The 17,174-nt window shown below is 65.9% G+C and carries 11 protein-coding genes; 3 read left to right on the top strand and 8 right to left on the bottom strand.

Going from position 1 to position 17,174, the window contains the following annotated elements; translation table 11 throughout:
- Positions 1-762 precede the first annotated feature (762 nt).
- On the top strand, positions 763-1,434 hold the full coding sequence (locus AB2U09_RS00645) for a cyclase family protein (protein ID WP_459190758.1): 672 nt from the start codon (positions 763-765) through the stop codon (positions 1,432-1,434).
- Positions 1,435-1,443: 9 nt separating this feature from the next.
- Here the strand turns inward: AB2U09_RS00645 and AB2U09_RS00640 are convergent, their stop codons facing one another.
- From AB2U09_RS00640 to AB2U09_RS00625, 4 genes are all read right to left on the bottom strand, one after another.
- Positions 1,444-2,115: a carbohydrate-binding family 9-like protein gene (locus AB2U09_RS00640; protein WP_459190757.1), complete on the bottom strand. Its 672-nt coding sequence runs from the start codon at positions 2,113-2,115 to the stop codon at positions 1,444-1,446.
- 722 nt (positions 2,116-2,837) lie between these two features.
- Complete coding sequence (locus AB2U09_RS00635) at positions 2,838-3,671, bottom strand: hypothetical protein (RefSeq protein WP_459190756.1); 834 nt, start codon at positions 3,669-3,671, stop codon at positions 2,838-2,840.
- 212 nt (positions 3,672-3,883) lie between these two features.
- Positions 3,884-7,186 carry a family 78 glycoside hydrolase catalytic domain gene (locus AB2U09_RS00630; protein ID WP_459190755.1) on the bottom strand — a complete coding sequence of 1,101 codons (3,303 nt, stop codon included), beginning with the start codon at positions 7,184-7,186 and terminating at the stop codon, positions 3,884-3,886.
- Between the two features lie 119 nt (positions 7,187-7,305).
- Positions 7,306-10,938, bottom strand: a complete 3,633-nt coding sequence (locus tag AB2U09_RS00625; protein WP_459190754.1) for an Eco57I restriction-modification methylase domain-containing protein — start codon at positions 10,936-10,938, stop codon at positions 7,306-7,308.
- Positions 10,939-11,224: 286 nt separating this feature from the next.
- Between AB2U09_RS00625 and AB2U09_RS00620 the strand changes: the two genes are divergently transcribed.
- Positions 11,225-11,734 carry a CinA family protein gene (locus AB2U09_RS00620; protein WP_459190753.1) on the top strand — a complete coding sequence of 170 codons (510 nt, stop codon included), beginning with the start codon at positions 11,225-11,227 and terminating at the stop codon, positions 11,732-11,734.
- Positions 11,735-11,755: 21 nt separating this feature from the next.
- On the opposite strand, the gene AB2U09_RS00615 is transcribed toward AB2U09_RS00620, so the two are convergent.
- The 3 genes from AB2U09_RS00615 to AB2U09_RS00605 are packed head-to-tail and all read right to left on the bottom strand — an operon-like array spanning position 11,756 to position 15,263.
- Positions 11,756-13,015: an ABC transporter ATP-binding protein gene (locus AB2U09_RS00615; RefSeq protein WP_459190752.1), complete on the bottom strand. Its 1,260-nt coding sequence runs from the start codon at positions 13,013-13,015 to the stop codon at positions 11,756-11,758.
- Positions 13,008-14,051 (bottom strand): ABC transporter ATP-binding protein, encoded by a 1,044-nt coding sequence (locus tag AB2U09_RS00610; RefSeq protein WP_459190751.1) that lies wholly within the window; start codon positions 14,049-14,051, stop codon positions 13,008-13,010. The genes AB2U09_RS00615 and AB2U09_RS00610 overlap by 8 nt, the downstream gene beginning before the upstream one ends.
- Positions 14,052-15,263, bottom strand: a complete 1,212-nt coding sequence (locus tag AB2U09_RS00605) for an ABC transporter permease (protein ID WP_459190750.1) — start codon at positions 15,261-15,263, stop codon at positions 14,052-14,054. It abuts the gene before it with no gap.
- Positions 15,264-15,393: 130 nt separating this feature from the next.
- On the opposite strand from AB2U09_RS00605, the gene AB2U09_RS00600 reads away from it, so the two are divergent.
- Entirely contained in the window at positions 15,394-16,338 is a 945-nt protein-coding gene (locus AB2U09_RS00600; RefSeq protein ID WP_459190749.1) for an ABC transporter permease, read from the top strand.
- Positions 16,339-16,369: 31 nt separating this feature from the next.
- On the opposite strand, the gene AB2U09_RS00595 is transcribed toward AB2U09_RS00600, so the two are convergent.
- Positions 16,370-16,720, bottom strand: coding sequence for a hypothetical protein (locus tag AB2U09_RS00595; RefSeq protein WP_459190748.1), 351 nt, complete (start codon positions 16,718-16,720; stop codon positions 16,370-16,372).
- Positions 16,721-17,174 lie beyond the last annotated feature (454 nt).

Raw genomic sequence — 17,174 nt, 5'->3', positions numbered from 1 at the left:
CGATCGTAAATCCGACACCGGATTTCAAATGATTTGATCGGGAGAGTACTGCTCCTTCCCATACCGGATTTCAGATGAACTCGTAAAGGAACCCGAACACTCTCTGGAGACCTACACCCCCACACCGGATTTCAAATGAATTCGCTTGAGAATAGGAATCCGATATCGTCGAGAGTTGGAGAGGTTGATTTCTGAAACCAGAGATATCGCTCAGAAGAGCCACTGATGACGAAGAAATCATTTGAATTGTGGTGTCACTTTCGTCCACCGACGAGGAGGTTAAGAGCAAGTTGCTGGTGAGAAATGCGGTAATTCTACGAATAGGTTCCTTATATACACCCATCACAAGATAAGATGTGACTGTGATATCTTAGACTTCAGGGCTGTACTCTCTGCATCTATATTTATATATTACCCATACAGTAAAGTATAATAATAACATATAGAGCCCACTCCGGTTTGCAATGCCAGCTCTCAGAATACACGGTTTATAGGACCTCATGGCCAGACCGCCCCAATTCCATCGATAGACCGCTTTTTCATCGAGCAGATGAACCCCTCTTCTGAAACCGATTTCATTTGAAATCCGGTGTGGGAGTGTTCCTGTGATCGATTCCGGTTCTTCCCTACCGATTTTGCGGTTAGATCACCCTCCACCTCCATTGATTCCAAGTCACCTCAGTAAACTCAGATCGGTGACCCACATCGGAGAAACTACCGAGCGCCCGAACTTCTATAGGTCGACCGGGCGCCCACACGGGCATGAGCGAGTGGATCGACCTGACGCAGACGCTCGGCGAGGACAGTCCCACGTTGCCGCCGCTGCATCCGAAACCGGAGTTCGAGGACTACGCCGCTCTCGAAGAGGACGGCTACAACTCCACGATGCTCCACTTGGAGACCCACTGCGGGACGCACATGGACGCGCCGACGCACTTCCTCTCGAAGGACGACCACCGGACCATCGACGAGATCTCGCCCGACGAGATGATCACCGAGGGCGTCGTCTGTGACTTCACCCACAAGGAGCCGGGCAGCGCCGTCTCCCGCGAGGAGGTAGCCGAGCAGGCAGAGCGCTACGACCTCGCGGCGGGCGAGTACCTCATCTTCGACTGCGGGATGGCGCCCGCGGACACCGACGAGTACCTGAAAAACTACGTCTACCCCAGCAAGGGCGCCGCGGAGTACATGGTCGAGCGGGACATCGCCTGCTTCGCCATCGACGCGCTGTCGGCCGACGAACCCGGCGCGACGCTCGAAGAACACCACGTCCACAACACCCTGTTCCCCGAGGACATCCTGATCGTCGAAGGCGTCGCCAACCTCGACCGGGTGTCGGCCGGCCGGTACGACGTCGTCGCGACGCCGATCCCCTACGCGGACCGCGACGGGTCGCAGATCCGCATGCTCGTCCGCCCGCAGGGGCAGACGTAGCCCGTCGACTCACTCGAAGCGGAGCCAGCCGAAGTGTCCCGGCGAGTGGAGCTGCTTCTCCGCGGTCCCGATCGGGTTCCAGCTGGCTTCCTGCGACAGCGACTTGACGCCCGTGCGATGGAAGTTCGCCCGCCAGCGGTCGCCGGACTCCGGCGCGAGCGACAGCCCGGTGAACGCCGAGAGCGTCTCGAAGGGGAACCTGACCGCCAGCCACCACCCCTCGTCGTCCGGCGTCGGTTCGCGCGTCTCCCCCGGCTCAGAGGTCTCGACGGTGATCTGCTCGGCCAGTTCCGCGGAGATCGTCTCCCGGCCCAGATCCCGGACCTCCCAGCCCGGTTCCATCCAGGCCATCTTGAACGTCCCGCAGGGGTTGCCCTCGAAGTTGCAGTAGTTCGCGTTCGTCCCGGGCTCGGGCGTCGCGAAGAACTCGACGCAGCTGTCCTCGAAGGTCGGCCCGTTCAGTTCCGTGACCCGCGAGACGATGTCGTGGTCCTCGACGACGTACTGGAGGTACAGCGCCTCGTCGTCGTACAGTCCGCGGACTTCGGTGACCGGTTTCGGCCCGGACTCGTACCAGTTGAACTGGCCGATCGTCGCGACCTCGGCGTCCGCCCACGCGTCGACGGGTTCGCCCGTCAGCGGCGGCGCCGTCGTCGTTCGAGCGAGTTCGTAGGTGTTCACTGGTCGAGACGGGCGACTGCGTGCGTGATGAATCTTCGGGGATAGCGCGGGGTTTACGATTCTGATTTGTCGCTAGTGGCACAGAATACTACTCGTGAACACGAGAGCGGCGATTCGAGCTGGAGGTCTCACCGAAACGCCGGCAAATCCGGCTATCAGCGGTGTCGACGGATCGTGCTGTGAACGCGGAATTCCCGATCTCGTGTTCATTTTGCTTCGAGGAGAGTCTCAAACGCGGGACTGGTGGGCGGTAGACGCCGACAGGTAGACACTCGCGTTCCATCCGGTGATTTGCTGTACTCCGGTGTCGATGAGATGCCGCGTTTCACCGCCTGAATGAAGTTGGACTGTCGGCAGAATCGGTTGGAGCGAATACCTCCTGTCTGCGAATAGTATAGGGGGGACAGTTTCGGTTTACACCTTTCCACCCGCCCGCCGTCTCTCGATTGCTGGTGGTCTGGTGGAAAGCAGATCTGCGGCCACCGAGTAGCCTTCCGCGATATACGGATTGATTCGTCTGCGAAAACGCCTCTCGGTCGGGAATTGTCTGGTTTCACACCGAAGATAACTACCCGAACTGAAGGCTTCTGAGATGCGACCCCCACCCTTTACAGCCCATCGCGACCGCTCGCCTCAATGGCGAGCAGCGCACGCCATGGGCCGCGCCGTGAAATCGGCCGGCGGAGTGTATATATAAGACGCGTGTAAGCGTCTCTGAATGGTCACTTATTCACTAATTTTTGTAATAGGTCAATATTTGATTGAGGCATTCCCTGATTTTGTCCACGGTTCTGCTGATTTGTAGCTGATGAATTTGTTCCTGGTTCAGAGTACATTCGGTCAACAGAGTCAATTACGAACTGGCCAACCTGTTTCTGATCTTCATCCGAAAAGTCTTGTTTCAATATCTCTCGGAAACCCATCAATGAATCCGCCATACTAGTTTTGAACTCGTACTGTTCAATGAGTATCTTGTGTCGATTATACTGGTGGAACGAAAACCAGACTACCACAAGGACAGGGAATATTAGCAGAGCTTTCGAAAATATCACCGTAGAAGTTGGATCTGAATCTGAGATATCTGAATAGATATACCAACTACTCCCGAAGAGGGTTAGAACCGAGGCAATAGTCCAAAACTTCCACCATCTCAGAGACTTCTCAAGCTCTTGTTTCCGATTCTTAAACTCTGCTACAATCTTGGTATCGAGTCCTCCTTCAACTACAGATGCTAACGCCTCACGAATGCTACGGACTTGTGCCTGTGTAGATTCGACTTTATGCCAACTTTGGCTAATGTTCTCAAGATCGTCTTGAGATGATTTCACATCACCTCTTAGAGTATTTAACATCTCTTCTACTCTTCTATCATGGTTGATAGATTCCTGATGATTAAGGTGGTCTTCGAAATCAATGACCAGATCCTCAATTCTCTCCAGAGAATTCTTGAAATCTGCATACCTTTGCCTTTCAACAGACATCTCTTCCTCTAACTCCTGTTCTATGTCATCAAGTCTTCTTACTAGCTCACCGGTTTCTGAATCCGATTCTGCCATGATGATGTCGAGATATCACCACTCCTTCTAAACGGTTATGTGTCTCATCGAAGATGAATTTCAACTCTACGCTCTGAGAAGCGTGCGGTGTATTTTGATGATGTGGCCTTAGCCACATACTCGAAAGCAGACATTGGCGGCGAACCCCCAAACGAGAATCAACACCAGTATAGGCTACCTCGTCACGACCAGGAGGTTTCCCTCGAACGAGGTTAGACCACCAGGAACTCGTACTCGCCCGAGCCGACCTCGACGACAACCACTCCCGCTTCCCGCCCGACCGACCGGACACCGTCCACGTCGACCGACAGCGCCGCACCGGACTCGGTCACCTCCGCGTCCGCGGCCTCGGGGAGCCGAACCGTCGCCGTCCCGTTCCAGGGGACGGTCACCGACAGGTCGTACCCCTCGTCGGTCCGCTCCCAGGCGCTTTCGAGCGGGCCGTTCGGCGTCTCGACGCGCCCCTCGGCCCAGTCGAGGTCGTCGACCAGCGCCGGCGCGATCTCGACGTGCTCGGTCACCGGGCGGTCGCCGATCCGGATGCCCGCGAGGACCTCGTAGAGGAACTCCGAGACGTGGGTGAACGGCGAGTGGTTCAGCGAGTTCATCCCCGACCCGACGCTCTCGTCGGAGTTCCAGCGCTCCCACATCGTCGTCGCGCCGTTGCGAGCCATGTACACCCAGCCGGGCTGCTCGGGCTGGCTGACCACCTCGTAGGCCAGGTCGGCGTACCCGTGGTCGGCCAGCGTGTGGATCAGTGGGCGCGTCCCGAGGAAGCCGGTCCGGAGTTTTCCACCGTCCGAGCGGACTTTCTCCGCGAGGTTCTCGGCGACCGCCTCGACCTCCTCCTCGGGCACCAGTCCGAGGAAGAGCGGGACCGAGAACGAGGACTGGGTGCCGGGGCCGAACTCGCTCGCCTCGGCGTCGAAGAAGCGGTCGACGAACGCCTCGGCGACCGACTCAGCGCGGTCGCGGTAGCGCTCGGCGTCGACCTCGTTGCCGAGGACGCTCGCAATCTTCACGAAGGTGTCGGCGACCTGGTAGAGGAAGGCGGTGTTGTAGAGGTCGTGGGGGAGGCCGCGGCGGCCGTCGGTGTTCTCGAAGGCCAGCCAGTCGCCGTACTTCCCGTACTCGCCGGCAAGGACCCCGTCGTCGGCGGCGTCGAACCAGTAGTCGACGTAGGCGCGCATCCCCTCGTACTGCTCCCGGAGGACCCCGACGTCGCCGTCGTGGCGGTAGAGATACCAGGGGATCATCACGCGGGTGATCGACCACGTCGGGTCGGCGGGGTCCTCCGGCGACTTGTCGGGGATGACGTCGGGGACGTACCCCATCGGGGAGGCCGCGTCGTCGTGGTCGCGCAGCCACTTCTCGTCGAACCGGACGGCGTCGAAGTTGAAGAGGAGCGAGCGCGTCGAGATATGGCCGTCGCCCGTCCAGCCGAACCGCTCGTCGCGCTGCGGGCAGTCCTCGGGGATCGAGTGGGTGTTGCCCCGCAGGCCCCAGACAGCGTTGTGCTGGACCTGATTCAGGTCCTCGTTCGAGCAGGCGAACTCGCCGCGCCGATCCATCGCGGTGTGGACGGCCTTCGCCGTCACGTCGGCGGGGTCGAGCTCGCCCGGGTAGCCCGACACCTGAACGTAGCGGAACCCGTGGTAGGTGAACCGCGGTTCGTACGTCTCGGCCCCGTCACCGCCGGCGACGTAGGTGTCCGTCGCGTCCGCGCTCCGCAGGTCCGTGGTCGAGAGGGCGCCCTCGTCGGTGAGGGCCTCGGCGTGGCGGAGCGTGAGCTCGTCGCCCGCCTCCGCGCCCTCGATCGCGAGTTCGACCCAGCCGGTGAGGTTCTGTCCGAAGTCGAGAATCGGGCCGTCCTCGCGCTCGGCGACGACCTCGGCGTCGAAGGTGTCGACGATCTCCATCGGCTCGATCCGCTGCGGTTCGAGCGTCCCGCCGGGGGCGTCGACGACCGTCGCTGAGTCCCAGGAGTCGCCGGAGGCGGCTGCGTTGGCAGTGTCGTCGGCGTCGTCGAATCCGGGCGCGTCCCACCCGTCCCGCTCGCGACGGGCGTCGTATACTTCGCCGTCGTAGATGTCGTTCTCGACCAGCGGACTCTCGGTGGCGAGCCAGTCGGGGCCTGTCGAGAGTTCGCGCGTCCGGCCGTCCGCGAACTCGACGGTCAGCGTCGCGCGGGCCCGGGGCGAGCCGTCGGCGAGCCAGTGGGCGCTGCGCTTGGCGAACCACCCGCGACCGAGCCACAGGCCGAGGGCGTTCTCGCCCTCCTCAAGGTGGTCGGAGAGGTCGTGGCTCGAATAGAGGACGCGGCGTTCGTAGTCCGTCCACGCCGGGTCGAGCCGTCCGCTCCCGACGCGGTCGCCGTTGCAGTACACCTCGCCGTACCCCACCGCGGCGACGTGCAGCCGCGCCGACTCGACGGGGCCGTTCAGGGTGAACTCCCGGCGGAGGAGCGGCGACGACGAGGCCATCTCGGATTCGGAGACTCCGTTCACGAGGTGGTCGCGGCCCCAGGCGTCCGTCTCGACCGACGAGGACGCCGTGACCTCGCCATTTTGGGCGAGGTCGGTGCCGTCGTCGTCCCAGACGGTGAGCGCGGCGAGTGCAAAGCACGCCCACTCGTCGTGGGACTCGATGCGCCTGCCGGCGCCGTCGAGACCCGAGTCGCCGCTGGTGTTCGGCGCGACGACGGCGAGATCGGTGGCGGTGACGCGGACGTACCGCCCGCTCGCGTCGACCGCGTGGCGCCGGGGAGTCGCGCCGCTGTCCGATTCGCCCGCGGAGTCGGCCGTCTCCCCCGCGGAGTTCGCCTCGCGTTCGACTACCGTCGCCGATTCGAACTCCGGGTCGTCCGCGACTTCGACGCGGTAGGCGTCGGGGAACCCGAACCCCGCGAGTGGGTCGTCCCTCCACGACGACGTGACGGCGTAGTCGTCGGGCGTCCGGACGACGGTAACGGGGTCCGCGGGCCATAACTCGATCTCGGACAGGTCTCGCGACGCTCCGAGGTCGGCCTGGACCCACACCTCGCCCTCTGCGTCCGGGTCCTGCCACCGGCTTCGCCAGCCGTTCGTATCGCCGGCGCCGGGCTGGTGGGCGATCCACTCGCCGCGCCAGTCCTCGGGCGCGAGCGCCGTCGAGAACGGTTCCGGGTCGGCCCATCCGAACTCGTCCCAGTCGCCCTCGCCCTCGCCGGTCCACACCATGACCGACCAGTAGTACGTCGCGTCGGCGGCCAGCGCGGGGCCGTCGTACGCGACGTTCGTCGCCCGACGAGAGCGGACCGTTCCGGAGTCCCACAGGTCCCCGCGGCCCGCGGCGACGGCGTCGCGGTCCCGGCCGACGACGAGTCGGTACGCCGCCTGGCTGGCGCCGCGCCGATCTGTCGGAAGTCTCCAGGAGAACCGCGGCGCGCCCGTGGGATCGACGTTCTCCGGCGCTCGCTCGTACTCGACGCTGAGATCCGTCGGCGCCGGAGCCCCGCCGTCAGATGCCGTCTCCATGGACCGTAGCCGGCCAGCGGACAGGTAAAAGTTGGTGCGCGCATCGGGGACGAACTCGGGTCGGTGCCACGGCGAACACATCGATAGAGGGGGTATCTCTTCGGCCAGTAGACGAACACTCATTGCGTCTCGGTCGGCCCGAACGTCGGTCGCGACTCGCCCTCGGTGTGCTGATCGCGCTCGATCGTCCGCACCCACGGATGCTCGGCGATCTCCCGGAGTTCCGCCTCGATCTCCGGCGTCCGAACCGCATCCGCCACTTCGGTCGCCGTCTCGAACAGGTCCGCGGAGAACCGCTCGGCGATCGCGGCGTCGCTGTCGGCCTGGAGATGGGAACGGTACCAGTCGAGATAGGTCGTGTCGTAGTCGCCGAACAGATCCGCCACGAGCCCGCAAAGGTCGGTCTCCAGCGGCTCCGTCGTCGCGTCGCGCAGATACAGCTCGTAGGTCACCGCGTTCGCGACGCTCTGGAGTTCCTCGTCGGTCGCCGCGGCCCGGGGCAGCTCGTCGTGCTCGACGGCGGTGCCCGTGATCGCGAGCAGTCCATAGAGGCCGTCGAGCAGCGCCAGTTCGTCCGCCGAGAGCTCGGCCGGGAGGACGAGGTGGTCGAGGAAGTACGAATCGAGGTGCATGTCGCGGATCGCCCGGTTGAAGATGCAGAAGTAGACGAACCAGTTGGCGAACTGCGTGTTCAGCAGGACCGACAGCGCCGGGCCGGTCAGGTCGCTCTCTTCGGGGACTACCACGTTCGTCACCGTCTCGAAGTCGTAGACGCCGACGGGGTCGTACAGCGACGCGATGATGATGTGGTCGTAGGGGTTCTTCTTGTGCGCGATGATGTTCTGGGCCATCACCTTCGGCGTCTCGACGCGTTTGCGCGTCGCGTCGGAGAGGCCTCCCGTGTCGATGCGAGCCTCGGCGGCGCGAGTGAAGTAGCGCTGGACCTGCTTGCCATTGTAGGCGATCGGTGCGGGAGCACCGTCCGCGCTGTCGGTGCTACCGTCGACACCGCTGATCCGGTTCGTCGTACTCGCGCCCCGCCCGGCGTCGGCGCCGATCGATCCCAGCGTCGGGTAGTCGATCCCGCCCAGCCCGGCGGCGACCTCCTGCTCCGCGACGGAGAAACTGACCGGCAGCGTGCCCAGTTTCGCCGCGAACGCCCGGTCGACGGTCGCGACGCCGTCGACGTGGTAGGAGCCGGGCGCCAGCGGCCCGCAGCGGTAGTCGTCGCCGGCGGCGTCCCGCGAGAGGTGGATCGTGACCTGCTCGTGGTCGACGTTGCGGAACGCCTTCCCCAGGTCGATACCGCGGTGCATCTCGTCGAGGCAGAACGCCCGGAAGTCCTCCCAGTTGGAGTTGTACGTGCTCGGTTTCGGGACGATGTAGCTGAGTTCGCCCTCCGTGAGCGCCCAGCTGCGCTCGGTGAGCAGCTTCGCGACCTCGCGGCTCCCCTCGATCAGGTCATAGCAGTCTTCGAGGACGGACTTCTGGAGGTCGCCGAGGTCGCTGCCGTGGGGCGGGTTCCCGATCACGACATCGAACGCCTCGTCGGCGGTCGGCGAGTACGCCGTCGGGAACTCGAAGATCCAGTGGAACGGGTCGAGCGATTCCACGTCTTCCGCGGTGATGGGCCGCTCGACGGTGACCGACCCCCGGTCGGCCATCAGTTCGAAGATCTCCTCGACGCGCTCGGGGTCGGCCTTCCGGACGTCCGCGTGGTAGGCCGTCGTCGCCCAGTTCCGCTGCTCCCGGAAGCCCGCCGCCGAGACCTGCTCGCGCTCGTCGTCGGTCATCGCCGAGTCGAAGTCGAGGTTCAGCTTGACCGACCCGGTCACCTCCGCCATCGTCCGCTCGAACTCGTCGAACGACTCGACGGGCTCCTCGACGACGACGTCGCGCTCCCGGGCGTAGACGCGATTCAGCTCCTCCCGGAGGATGCGCCGCTGGGTCGTGAGCCGGTCGCGAAGCCGCTCGGCCCGCTCGCCCGAGGCCGGCTGGTAGGCCTCGATGGTCTCGCGGTACTCCGCGACCGCCTCCGGATACGTCGTCCGCTCGCCGTCGAGCCAGTCGAATTCGAGGTGGGGGACGAGCGAGCTGTCGTAGCCGGTCGCGGCCACGCCGACGAGGCTGTTGCCCTGCCGGACGTTGAAGTCGATGTTCGGGAGCGTCTCGACGTCGGGCTCGCCCGCGTCGAGATCGACCTCGTTCGCGCCGATCAGCCAGAGCCACAGCCGGAGCTTACAGACCTCGACGGCGCCGTCGAGCAGGTCGACGCCGTACAGCGACTCCCGGATGACGTCCCGGCGGAGCGCGTATCGGTCCCGATCCTCGTCGCCCGCGGTACACTTGCGCCGCCACTCTTCGAGGATCTCGCCGGCGGTCAGCAGGAAGGCGCCGCTCCCGACCGACGGGTCGATCACCGACAGCGAGGCGAGCACGTCTTCGACCGCTCCGGGCTCGATACCCGCGATATCGGCCGTTCCGTCCGCATCTTCCGCATCGGCCGTCCCGCCACCGACGGCGGAGTCGGGAGTTGCGGACGAGTGGTCGCCGTCGGCGTGAATCCGCTCGAAGAACTCGTCGGAGTCGGGGATCGCCGCCGCGTCGATGCCCGTGCGGTCCGCGAGTTTCTCGCGGACCCTGTTCCAGAGCGTCTCGCGGGCGTTCTCGTAGGCGATGTAGTTCGGGGTGTAGTAGGCGCCGACCTGCTTGTTGCCGGCCAGGAGCTGCTCGCCGCTCTCGGAGATGTTCATCTCGTCCAGTTCCGACAGCGAGAGCGACTCCTCGTCGGACAGCTCGCTCACCGTAATGACGAACTTCTCGAAGATGTGCCCGAGCACGGCCGGCGAGAGCTTCGCGGGTGAGTCGGTGCGCTCCTCAGGGGACTGCTCGATCAGCCAGTTGTACTCGTTGAGTTCCCCGACGAGTCGGCCCCAGTCGCAGTCCGACCCGTCGAGTTCCCGCTCGCGGATCTCGCCGCCCGATTCGGTGGCGATGGCGTGGTTTCGAAAGAGTCCGCCGTTGAGGTACGGGAAGGCGATCGAGAGGGCGTCGCTGACCTCGTACTCCGTCCACCCGGTCGCGTTCAGGTGGTCGAAGAAGGTCGCCGAGAGGAACCCGTAGAAGTCCTCGTCGTCGAGGACGCTGTCGAACAGCTCCTTCGGGTCGAGCGCGAGGCGGTTGCCGGCGCTGTCGATGCCGTGGATGATGTCTTTCTCGACGAGGAAATAACAGAAGATCAGCCGGTCGATCGTCCGCTGGGCGGCCATGAGCCGCGCTTCATCGTCGACGGCGACGCCGTCGGGGAAGACGAACGAGCGCGCGATGTCGAGGCGGACGTCCCAGAGGTTGCGGTAGAAGCGGTCGACGACGTCGCGGATGTCGAACAGGCCCTCGAGTCCGTCGCCGATAGCGGCCAGTTTGCCCCGCTTGCTGTCGCGGACGTCGGGCGCGTGCTCGACGGACTGGTCGTAGACGAACCACTTGTGCTCGCCGTAGCGGTTGTAGACGGCGACGCGCTCGTCGTCGGGGTTCCAGAACCAGTAGTAGTCGAAGTTGCGGCCGAGAAAGCGAAGTTCGTCGACCAGATCCTGCTGGCGACCGGGGTCGACTCCCTCGAAGTACGCGAGGCTGGCATCGGGGTCGAAGCGGAACCGCTCGGACTCGCCGTCGAGCGAGACAGTATCGGGCTCCGCTCGCTCGAAGTAGCCCCGATCGGCCAGAAACCGCAGATCGTATCGCGTGAAAGACATCGACTACCGGGTAGTCCCGTCACTCGCCCATTATCGTTGTGGCTGACCGCGTCCCTGCGGATCTCGTCGTCCCGATATCGAACTGAGAGCGGAAACTCGAAAATCGAACGAGAGCGGACGACGAGCGAGTATTCGTTGTGATTTACTGTATACAGCAGGAGTGTTGAACACACCCGTCTGAACCGGACCTAGACGGAGAGGCGGCGATCCGCGTCGTTCCCGCGCGTATCGCTCCCCGGCGTCACCAGTCGCCGACCGTTTTACGGCGCGGTCACGTAGCGAGGGTATGGCAGACGAACGGCGGGTCGCGGACCGCATCGGCGACGCGCTCTGCGAGCGCGGCGAGACGCTGGCCGTCGCGGAGTCCTGTACCGGCGGCCTGCTCGGGTCGACGGTCACCGGCGTCGCCGGGTCGAGCGAGTACTTCGTCGGCGGGGTCATCGCCTACACGAACCGGACGAAGCGGCAGTTGCTCGCGGTCTCCCGGGAGTCGCTGGAGCGCCACGGCGCCGTGAGCGAACCCGTCGCGAGTGCGATGGCCCGGCACGTCCGCGACGAGACCGGCGCCGACTGGGGCGTCTCCACGACCGGGTACGCCGGGCCGACCGGCGGCGACGACGAGACGCCCGTCGGGACCGTCTACGTCGGGATCGCCTACGCCGGGAGCGGCGACGAATCCGGAAGCGATCCCTTCGCGGTCGTCGAACGCGGCCAGTTCGACGGGTCCAGACGGGAAGTGAAAGAACGGATCGTCGAGCGGGCGCTGACCGCGGCGCTCGATCGGATCGAACCGTAGCGACGCCGGGGCCGGGCGCTCTCAGCGGGAATTTTTCGCCTCCTCCGCTTCCTCGTCCGCAGCCGGATCCCCCCGGCGGAGACACGCCGCCGGGTGGCCAGCCGCCGTCGGTTCGAGCGCGGGACCCTCCCGTTCGCAGACGCTCTCGAAGGCCTCTTCGAGCCGCTCCGCCGCCGCCTCGGCGTTCCCGGCCGCCAGCGACTGGGCCGCCTCGTCGAGGACGCGCTCGGCGTCGGGGTCCGCGAGTTCGTCGGCCAGTCCGAACTCGGCGCGGACCGCCGCGGGGTCGTCGAACTCGGCCGGGTCGACGGTACCGTCCGCGGCGGCCAGCCGGAGGTCGTGAACCGCGCGGAAGCGCCCGGCTTCGAACTCGAACCCGTCGGGCGGGATGACGCTCGGACAGCGCGGGTGGAACGAACAGCCCGCGGGCGGGTTCGCGGGGTCGGGCACGTCGCCGGTCAGCTCGACGGCGTCGTCGCGAGCGCGGGGGTCCGGCTCGGGGATCGACGAGAGCAGCGCTTCGGTGTAGGGGTGCTGCGGGTCCCCGAAAATGCCGTCGACGGGGCCGCGTTCGACTATCTCGCCGAGGTACATCACGCCGACGCGGTCGCACACCTCCCTGACCACGCTCAGGTCGTGACTGATGAGCACCATCGCCAGGTCCAGGTCCGTCCGGAGGTCCTCCAGCAGCGAGAGGATCTCCGCCTGGACGCTCACGTCGAGTGCACTGACGGGCTCATCGACGACGAGGAGGTCCGGGTTGAGGACGAGCGCGCGGGCGAGAGCGATCCGCTGTTTCTGCCCGCCGGAGAACGCGCGGGGGTACCGATCCGCGTCCGCCGTCGAGAGTCCGACCCGTTCGAGCGCGTCGACGGCGACTTCCCGGCGGCGCTCGGGGTCGTTGATCCCGTGGATCGCGAGCGGTTCGGCGACCGACTCGACGACGGTCAGCCGCGGGTCGAACGCCGAGTTGGGGTCCTGGAAGACGATCTGTGCCCGCCGGCGGAAGCGGTCGCGTTCGTCGCCGCCGAGCGACGAGACGTCTCGCCCGTCGAATCGGACCTCCCCGCCGGTCGGCGCTTCGAGGCCAAGCAGCGTCCCCGCGGTCGTCGACTTGCCGCAGCCGGACTCGCCGACGAGGCCGAACGCCTCGCCGGCGCGGACGTCGAAGCTCACGCCGTCGACGGCTTTCACGTGGCCGGTGACTCGCCGCAGTAGGCCCGAGCGGACCGGGTAGTGCTTCTCCAGGTCCCGGACGGCGAGCAGCGGCTCGTCAGTCATCGGCCACCTCCAGTTCCGGCGGGAGCGCATGCCCGTCGTCGTAGAGCACGCACGAGGCCTGATGGTCGGCAGGGGTAGCAGATCCGCTGCTGTCCGGCTCGGCGTCGTTCGACTCGACCGACCGGAACGCGGGCTGGTCGCCCTCCTCGCACTCGGGGACGGCGTGGGAACAGCGGGGATGGAACCGGCAGCCTGCGGGCGGGTCGGTCGGGTCGGGGATCGACCCTCCGATGGTCTCGAATCGCTCGCCGCGGCCGGGGAGGCAGGCCAGCAGCGCCCGCGTGTAGGGGTGGGCGGGCGCCTCGAAGACGTCGTAGACGTCGCCGGTCTCCATCACGTTCCCGGCGTACATCACGACGACGCGGTCGGCGATCTCGGCGACGACGCCGAGGTCGTGGGTGACGAACAGCAGCGCCATCCCCCGCTCGGCCTGCAGGTCCGCGAGGAGGTCGAGGACCTGGCGCTGGATGGTCACGTCCAGCGCCGTCGTCGGCTCGTCGGCGATCAGGAGATCGGGGTCGCAGGCCAGCGCCATCGCGACGACCGCGCGCTGTTTCATCCCGCCGGAGAACTGGTGGGGGTAGTCGTCGAAGCGGGCCGCTGCGTCGCCGATGCCGACGCGGTCGAGCAGGTCGATCGCCTCCGCGCGGGCTTCCGACTTCGAGACCTCGCGGTGGATCCGGATCGCCTCCACCACCTGTGCGCCGACGGTGTAGACGGGGTCGAGCGCGTCCTGCGGGTTCTGGAAGACGTGGCCGATCCGCCCGCCGCGGTACGATTCGAGCGCCGACTCGGAGAGGTCAGTTAGGTCCGTGCCGTCGAAGCGGACTTCGCCGGATATATCGGCCAGTCCCGTCGGGAGCAGGCGGGTGATCGACTCACAGGCGACGGTCTTCCCGGAGCCCGACTCACCGACGAGACAGACCGTCTCGCCGGGGGCCACGTCGAAGTCGACGCCGTCGACGGCGCGGACGGTCCCGTCGTCGCCGTCGAATCGGACGCGCAGATCCCGGACGGAGAGCAGCGGATCAGCCATCTACCGCACCTCCTCGCGGGGATCGAGCACGTCGCGGACGGTGTCGCCGAAGACGTTGAACGCGACGACGAGACCGACGAGGACGAGCACCGCCGGGAGCGTCGTCCACCACTTGACGTGCCAGGGCATGTAGCGATTGCGGAGGCCCGAGCGGATGACGCCGCCCAGCGAAATCGGGCGCGTGCTGTTGAGTTCGAGATACACCAGACCGACGTGCGCGAGGATGAGCAGCGGGATGCGGCGGGTGAGCGCGGTGACGATCGTCGCCGTCGAGTTGGGGACGACGTGGCGGCGGATCACCCGCAGGTCGCTGGCGCCGGCGGCCCTGGCGGCGCGGACGTAGCCGGCGGTCCGCCGTTGCATCGCCTCGCTGCGGACGAGTCGGGCGATGCCGCCCCAGTCGAGCAGACCGAACACGAGCGCGAACGCGAACAGGCCGCCGTCCGCGATGTTCTCGACGTTCCCGAGGTACAGCGTCGCGACGACGAGGTAGACGACGATGGCCGGGATCGTCTGCTGGACGTCGACGTACCGCATCACCAGATCGTCGACCCGGCCGCCGTAGTAGCCCGCGGTCGTCCCGACGACGGTCGCGACGGTGGCCATGATGACGCCCGCCGCGATGCCGAGCTTGAACGCGACGTGGATCCCGGCGATCAGGTCCTTCAACACGGTCTCACCGATGTAGTTGGTCCCGAGCGGGTACTGCCACGTCCCCTGACAGAAGCCGTCGACGACGGGACCGAGACAGGAGTACCCGTCGGTGGCGCTCATGTTCACGCTCGCGAAGACCGGGGGCTGGAGTTGATGGTCGAGCTTCGCGTAGGAGAACTCGAACAGTTCCGGCCCGAGCAATCCCAGCAGCGCGAACGCGGCGAGGTAGACGAACGCCAAGACGCCAGCAGGTCGGGCCAGGAACGCGCGGACGTGTCGCGCCGTCCGCTCGCGGTCCGCGACCAGCGGCACGAGGACGTACCGCGCCAGAACGACCAGCGAGACGAGGACGATCCAGCCCGTCTGGCGGACGTCCCACTCGAGCGGCGGAACCGTCTTCGCGGGCTCGACGACGACGTCGTACGCGAGGAGCGCGCCGACGGCCGCGAGCGCGAGGCCGAACCCGACCGTCCGGGCCGCCGGGCGTCGTCGGCCCCCGGTCTCGGCGTCCCAGTCGATTCGGGTGAACTCTGGAGCGTCGGAATCGGTGGAGGGCATGGCCCGCATTGGCACGGCCGCCCAAATGAAGTTTTATTATGTGCTATGACATACCACAGGGACGACCGATGGTCCCCCAGCGACCCCCCGCTGCCCCGGTCCCGGCGAGCGCCCGGGGTGGTCCCGACAGATGAGTTACGTTCGGTTTCTCCTCAGGCGCGCGGCCTTCGCCGTCCTGTCCGTGTACGCCGTCGTGACGCTGACGTTCTTCGTCATCAACAGCGTCGTCCTGCTCCCGATGAAGCGGCGAGTCGCTCTCGCGGAGTGGGGCGGTGCGTCCGAGGAGCGACTGGAGGAGATCCGGCAGGGGTACCTCCAGGCGCGCGACCTCGACGTCCCGGTCTACGAGCGCTACGCCGAGTGGCTCGTCGACGTGACGACCCTGGACTGGGGCTACTCCTTCGCCTACCGCCAGCCGGTGGTCGCCGTCCTCGACGGCCGCGTCCAGGCGACGCTCGGCTACGTGATCCCGGGGGTCGCACTCGCCGTTCTGCTGGGCGTGGCGCTCGGCCTGTTCGCCGCGCTCGCGAAGGACAGCGGCTTCGACTGGTCGGTCCGGGTCGCGGCCTACGCGCTGTTCGGCCTCCCCGTCTTCATGTTCGTCATCTACTTCACGCACTTCGCGGAGACGAGCGGGGTCGTCCCCGCGCTGGGTCCGCAGGCGCTCGCGACCCTCGCCGTCGCCGTGAGCCTCCTCGCCGGACAGGTGCGATTCGCCCGCGCCTCCGCGCTCGAACAGACCGGTCGGGCGTTCGTGAAGATGCTCCGGGCGAAAGGCGCCAACCGGCTCCGACTCGCCCGCCACGTCCTCCGCAACGCCGCGATCCCGATCGTCTCGCTATCGATGACCGAGCTGCTCGCCGTCCTCGTGTTGAACATCTACATCATCGAGGGGGTCGTGGGCATCCGGGGACTGGCCGACGCGAGCCTCCGTGCCATCCGCCAGAGCGACACCGCGCTCGTCATCTGGACGACGATGGTCATCGTCGTCTTCGGCATCGCCGGGAACTTCCTGCAGGACGTCCTCTACGGGTCGCTCGACCCGCGCGTTCGAGCGGACGGCGAATCGCGCTAACGGTCGGCGTCGACCGGATCCAGACAGCGATCTACGCCCGCTCGACGAACGCCGCGTCCGCCGAGGTGCGTCCCCGGTTGAACGAGAGGACCCGCGCCCGGATCGCGTCGCCCTCCGCGAGCGAGTCGGGTACGTCCTCGGTGAACAGGACGAACCCCTCGACCTTGCCCACGGCGACCCGATCGCCCGAGTGGTGGTCCGTGAACTCGACGACCCCGAACTCGTAGGTCTCGCCGATCTCGACCGGCGGGTCGCGCTCCTGTGCCGCCTCGTGTGCGCGCTTGGACGCGCGGCGATCCGACGAGCGCCGCCGCCGGATCAGCGCGACGACGAGGACGACCACCGCGACGCCGGCGGCGACTGCGGCCCAGACGTACTCCATGCGCGACCCACCGCTCGAATCGGCATGAAATCTGTGGAATTCCCGGCGGACCGGCGGGTCGAACGGACGATCGAACCGGATCGCCGAACCGGGACGGTCGGGAGATTCGCTTACACTCGTACCCCTGTAATCCCGACAGTAAGCAATAGATTACGGGAGGGCAACGGGTCGTTCAGCCGAGATTACTCCGCGCCAGAGGGTCCCTCTGGCCGGAATCACGTCGGCGAACCGAAGTAACCGGCCCATGTGACCAGGGGGCACGGGTAACGCCGACTTTCGTGAAACGGGACAGATCGAACGGTATCATGGGTTTATGCGGGTCTGGAGGGTACGTACGGCTGCAATCGGACGACGCGGTCCAGCGAATCTCACCATGAGTCTACACGAACCTACGCACGGTCGTCACCGCGGCAGTCCCGGCGACGACGACCCCGACGTTCCGAACGGAACGGAC

The organism is Halosimplex yunnanense, assembly GCF_054504345.1.
Note: the sequence above shows the minus strand (reverse complement) of the source record. Positions and strands in the feature narration are given on the sequence as shown.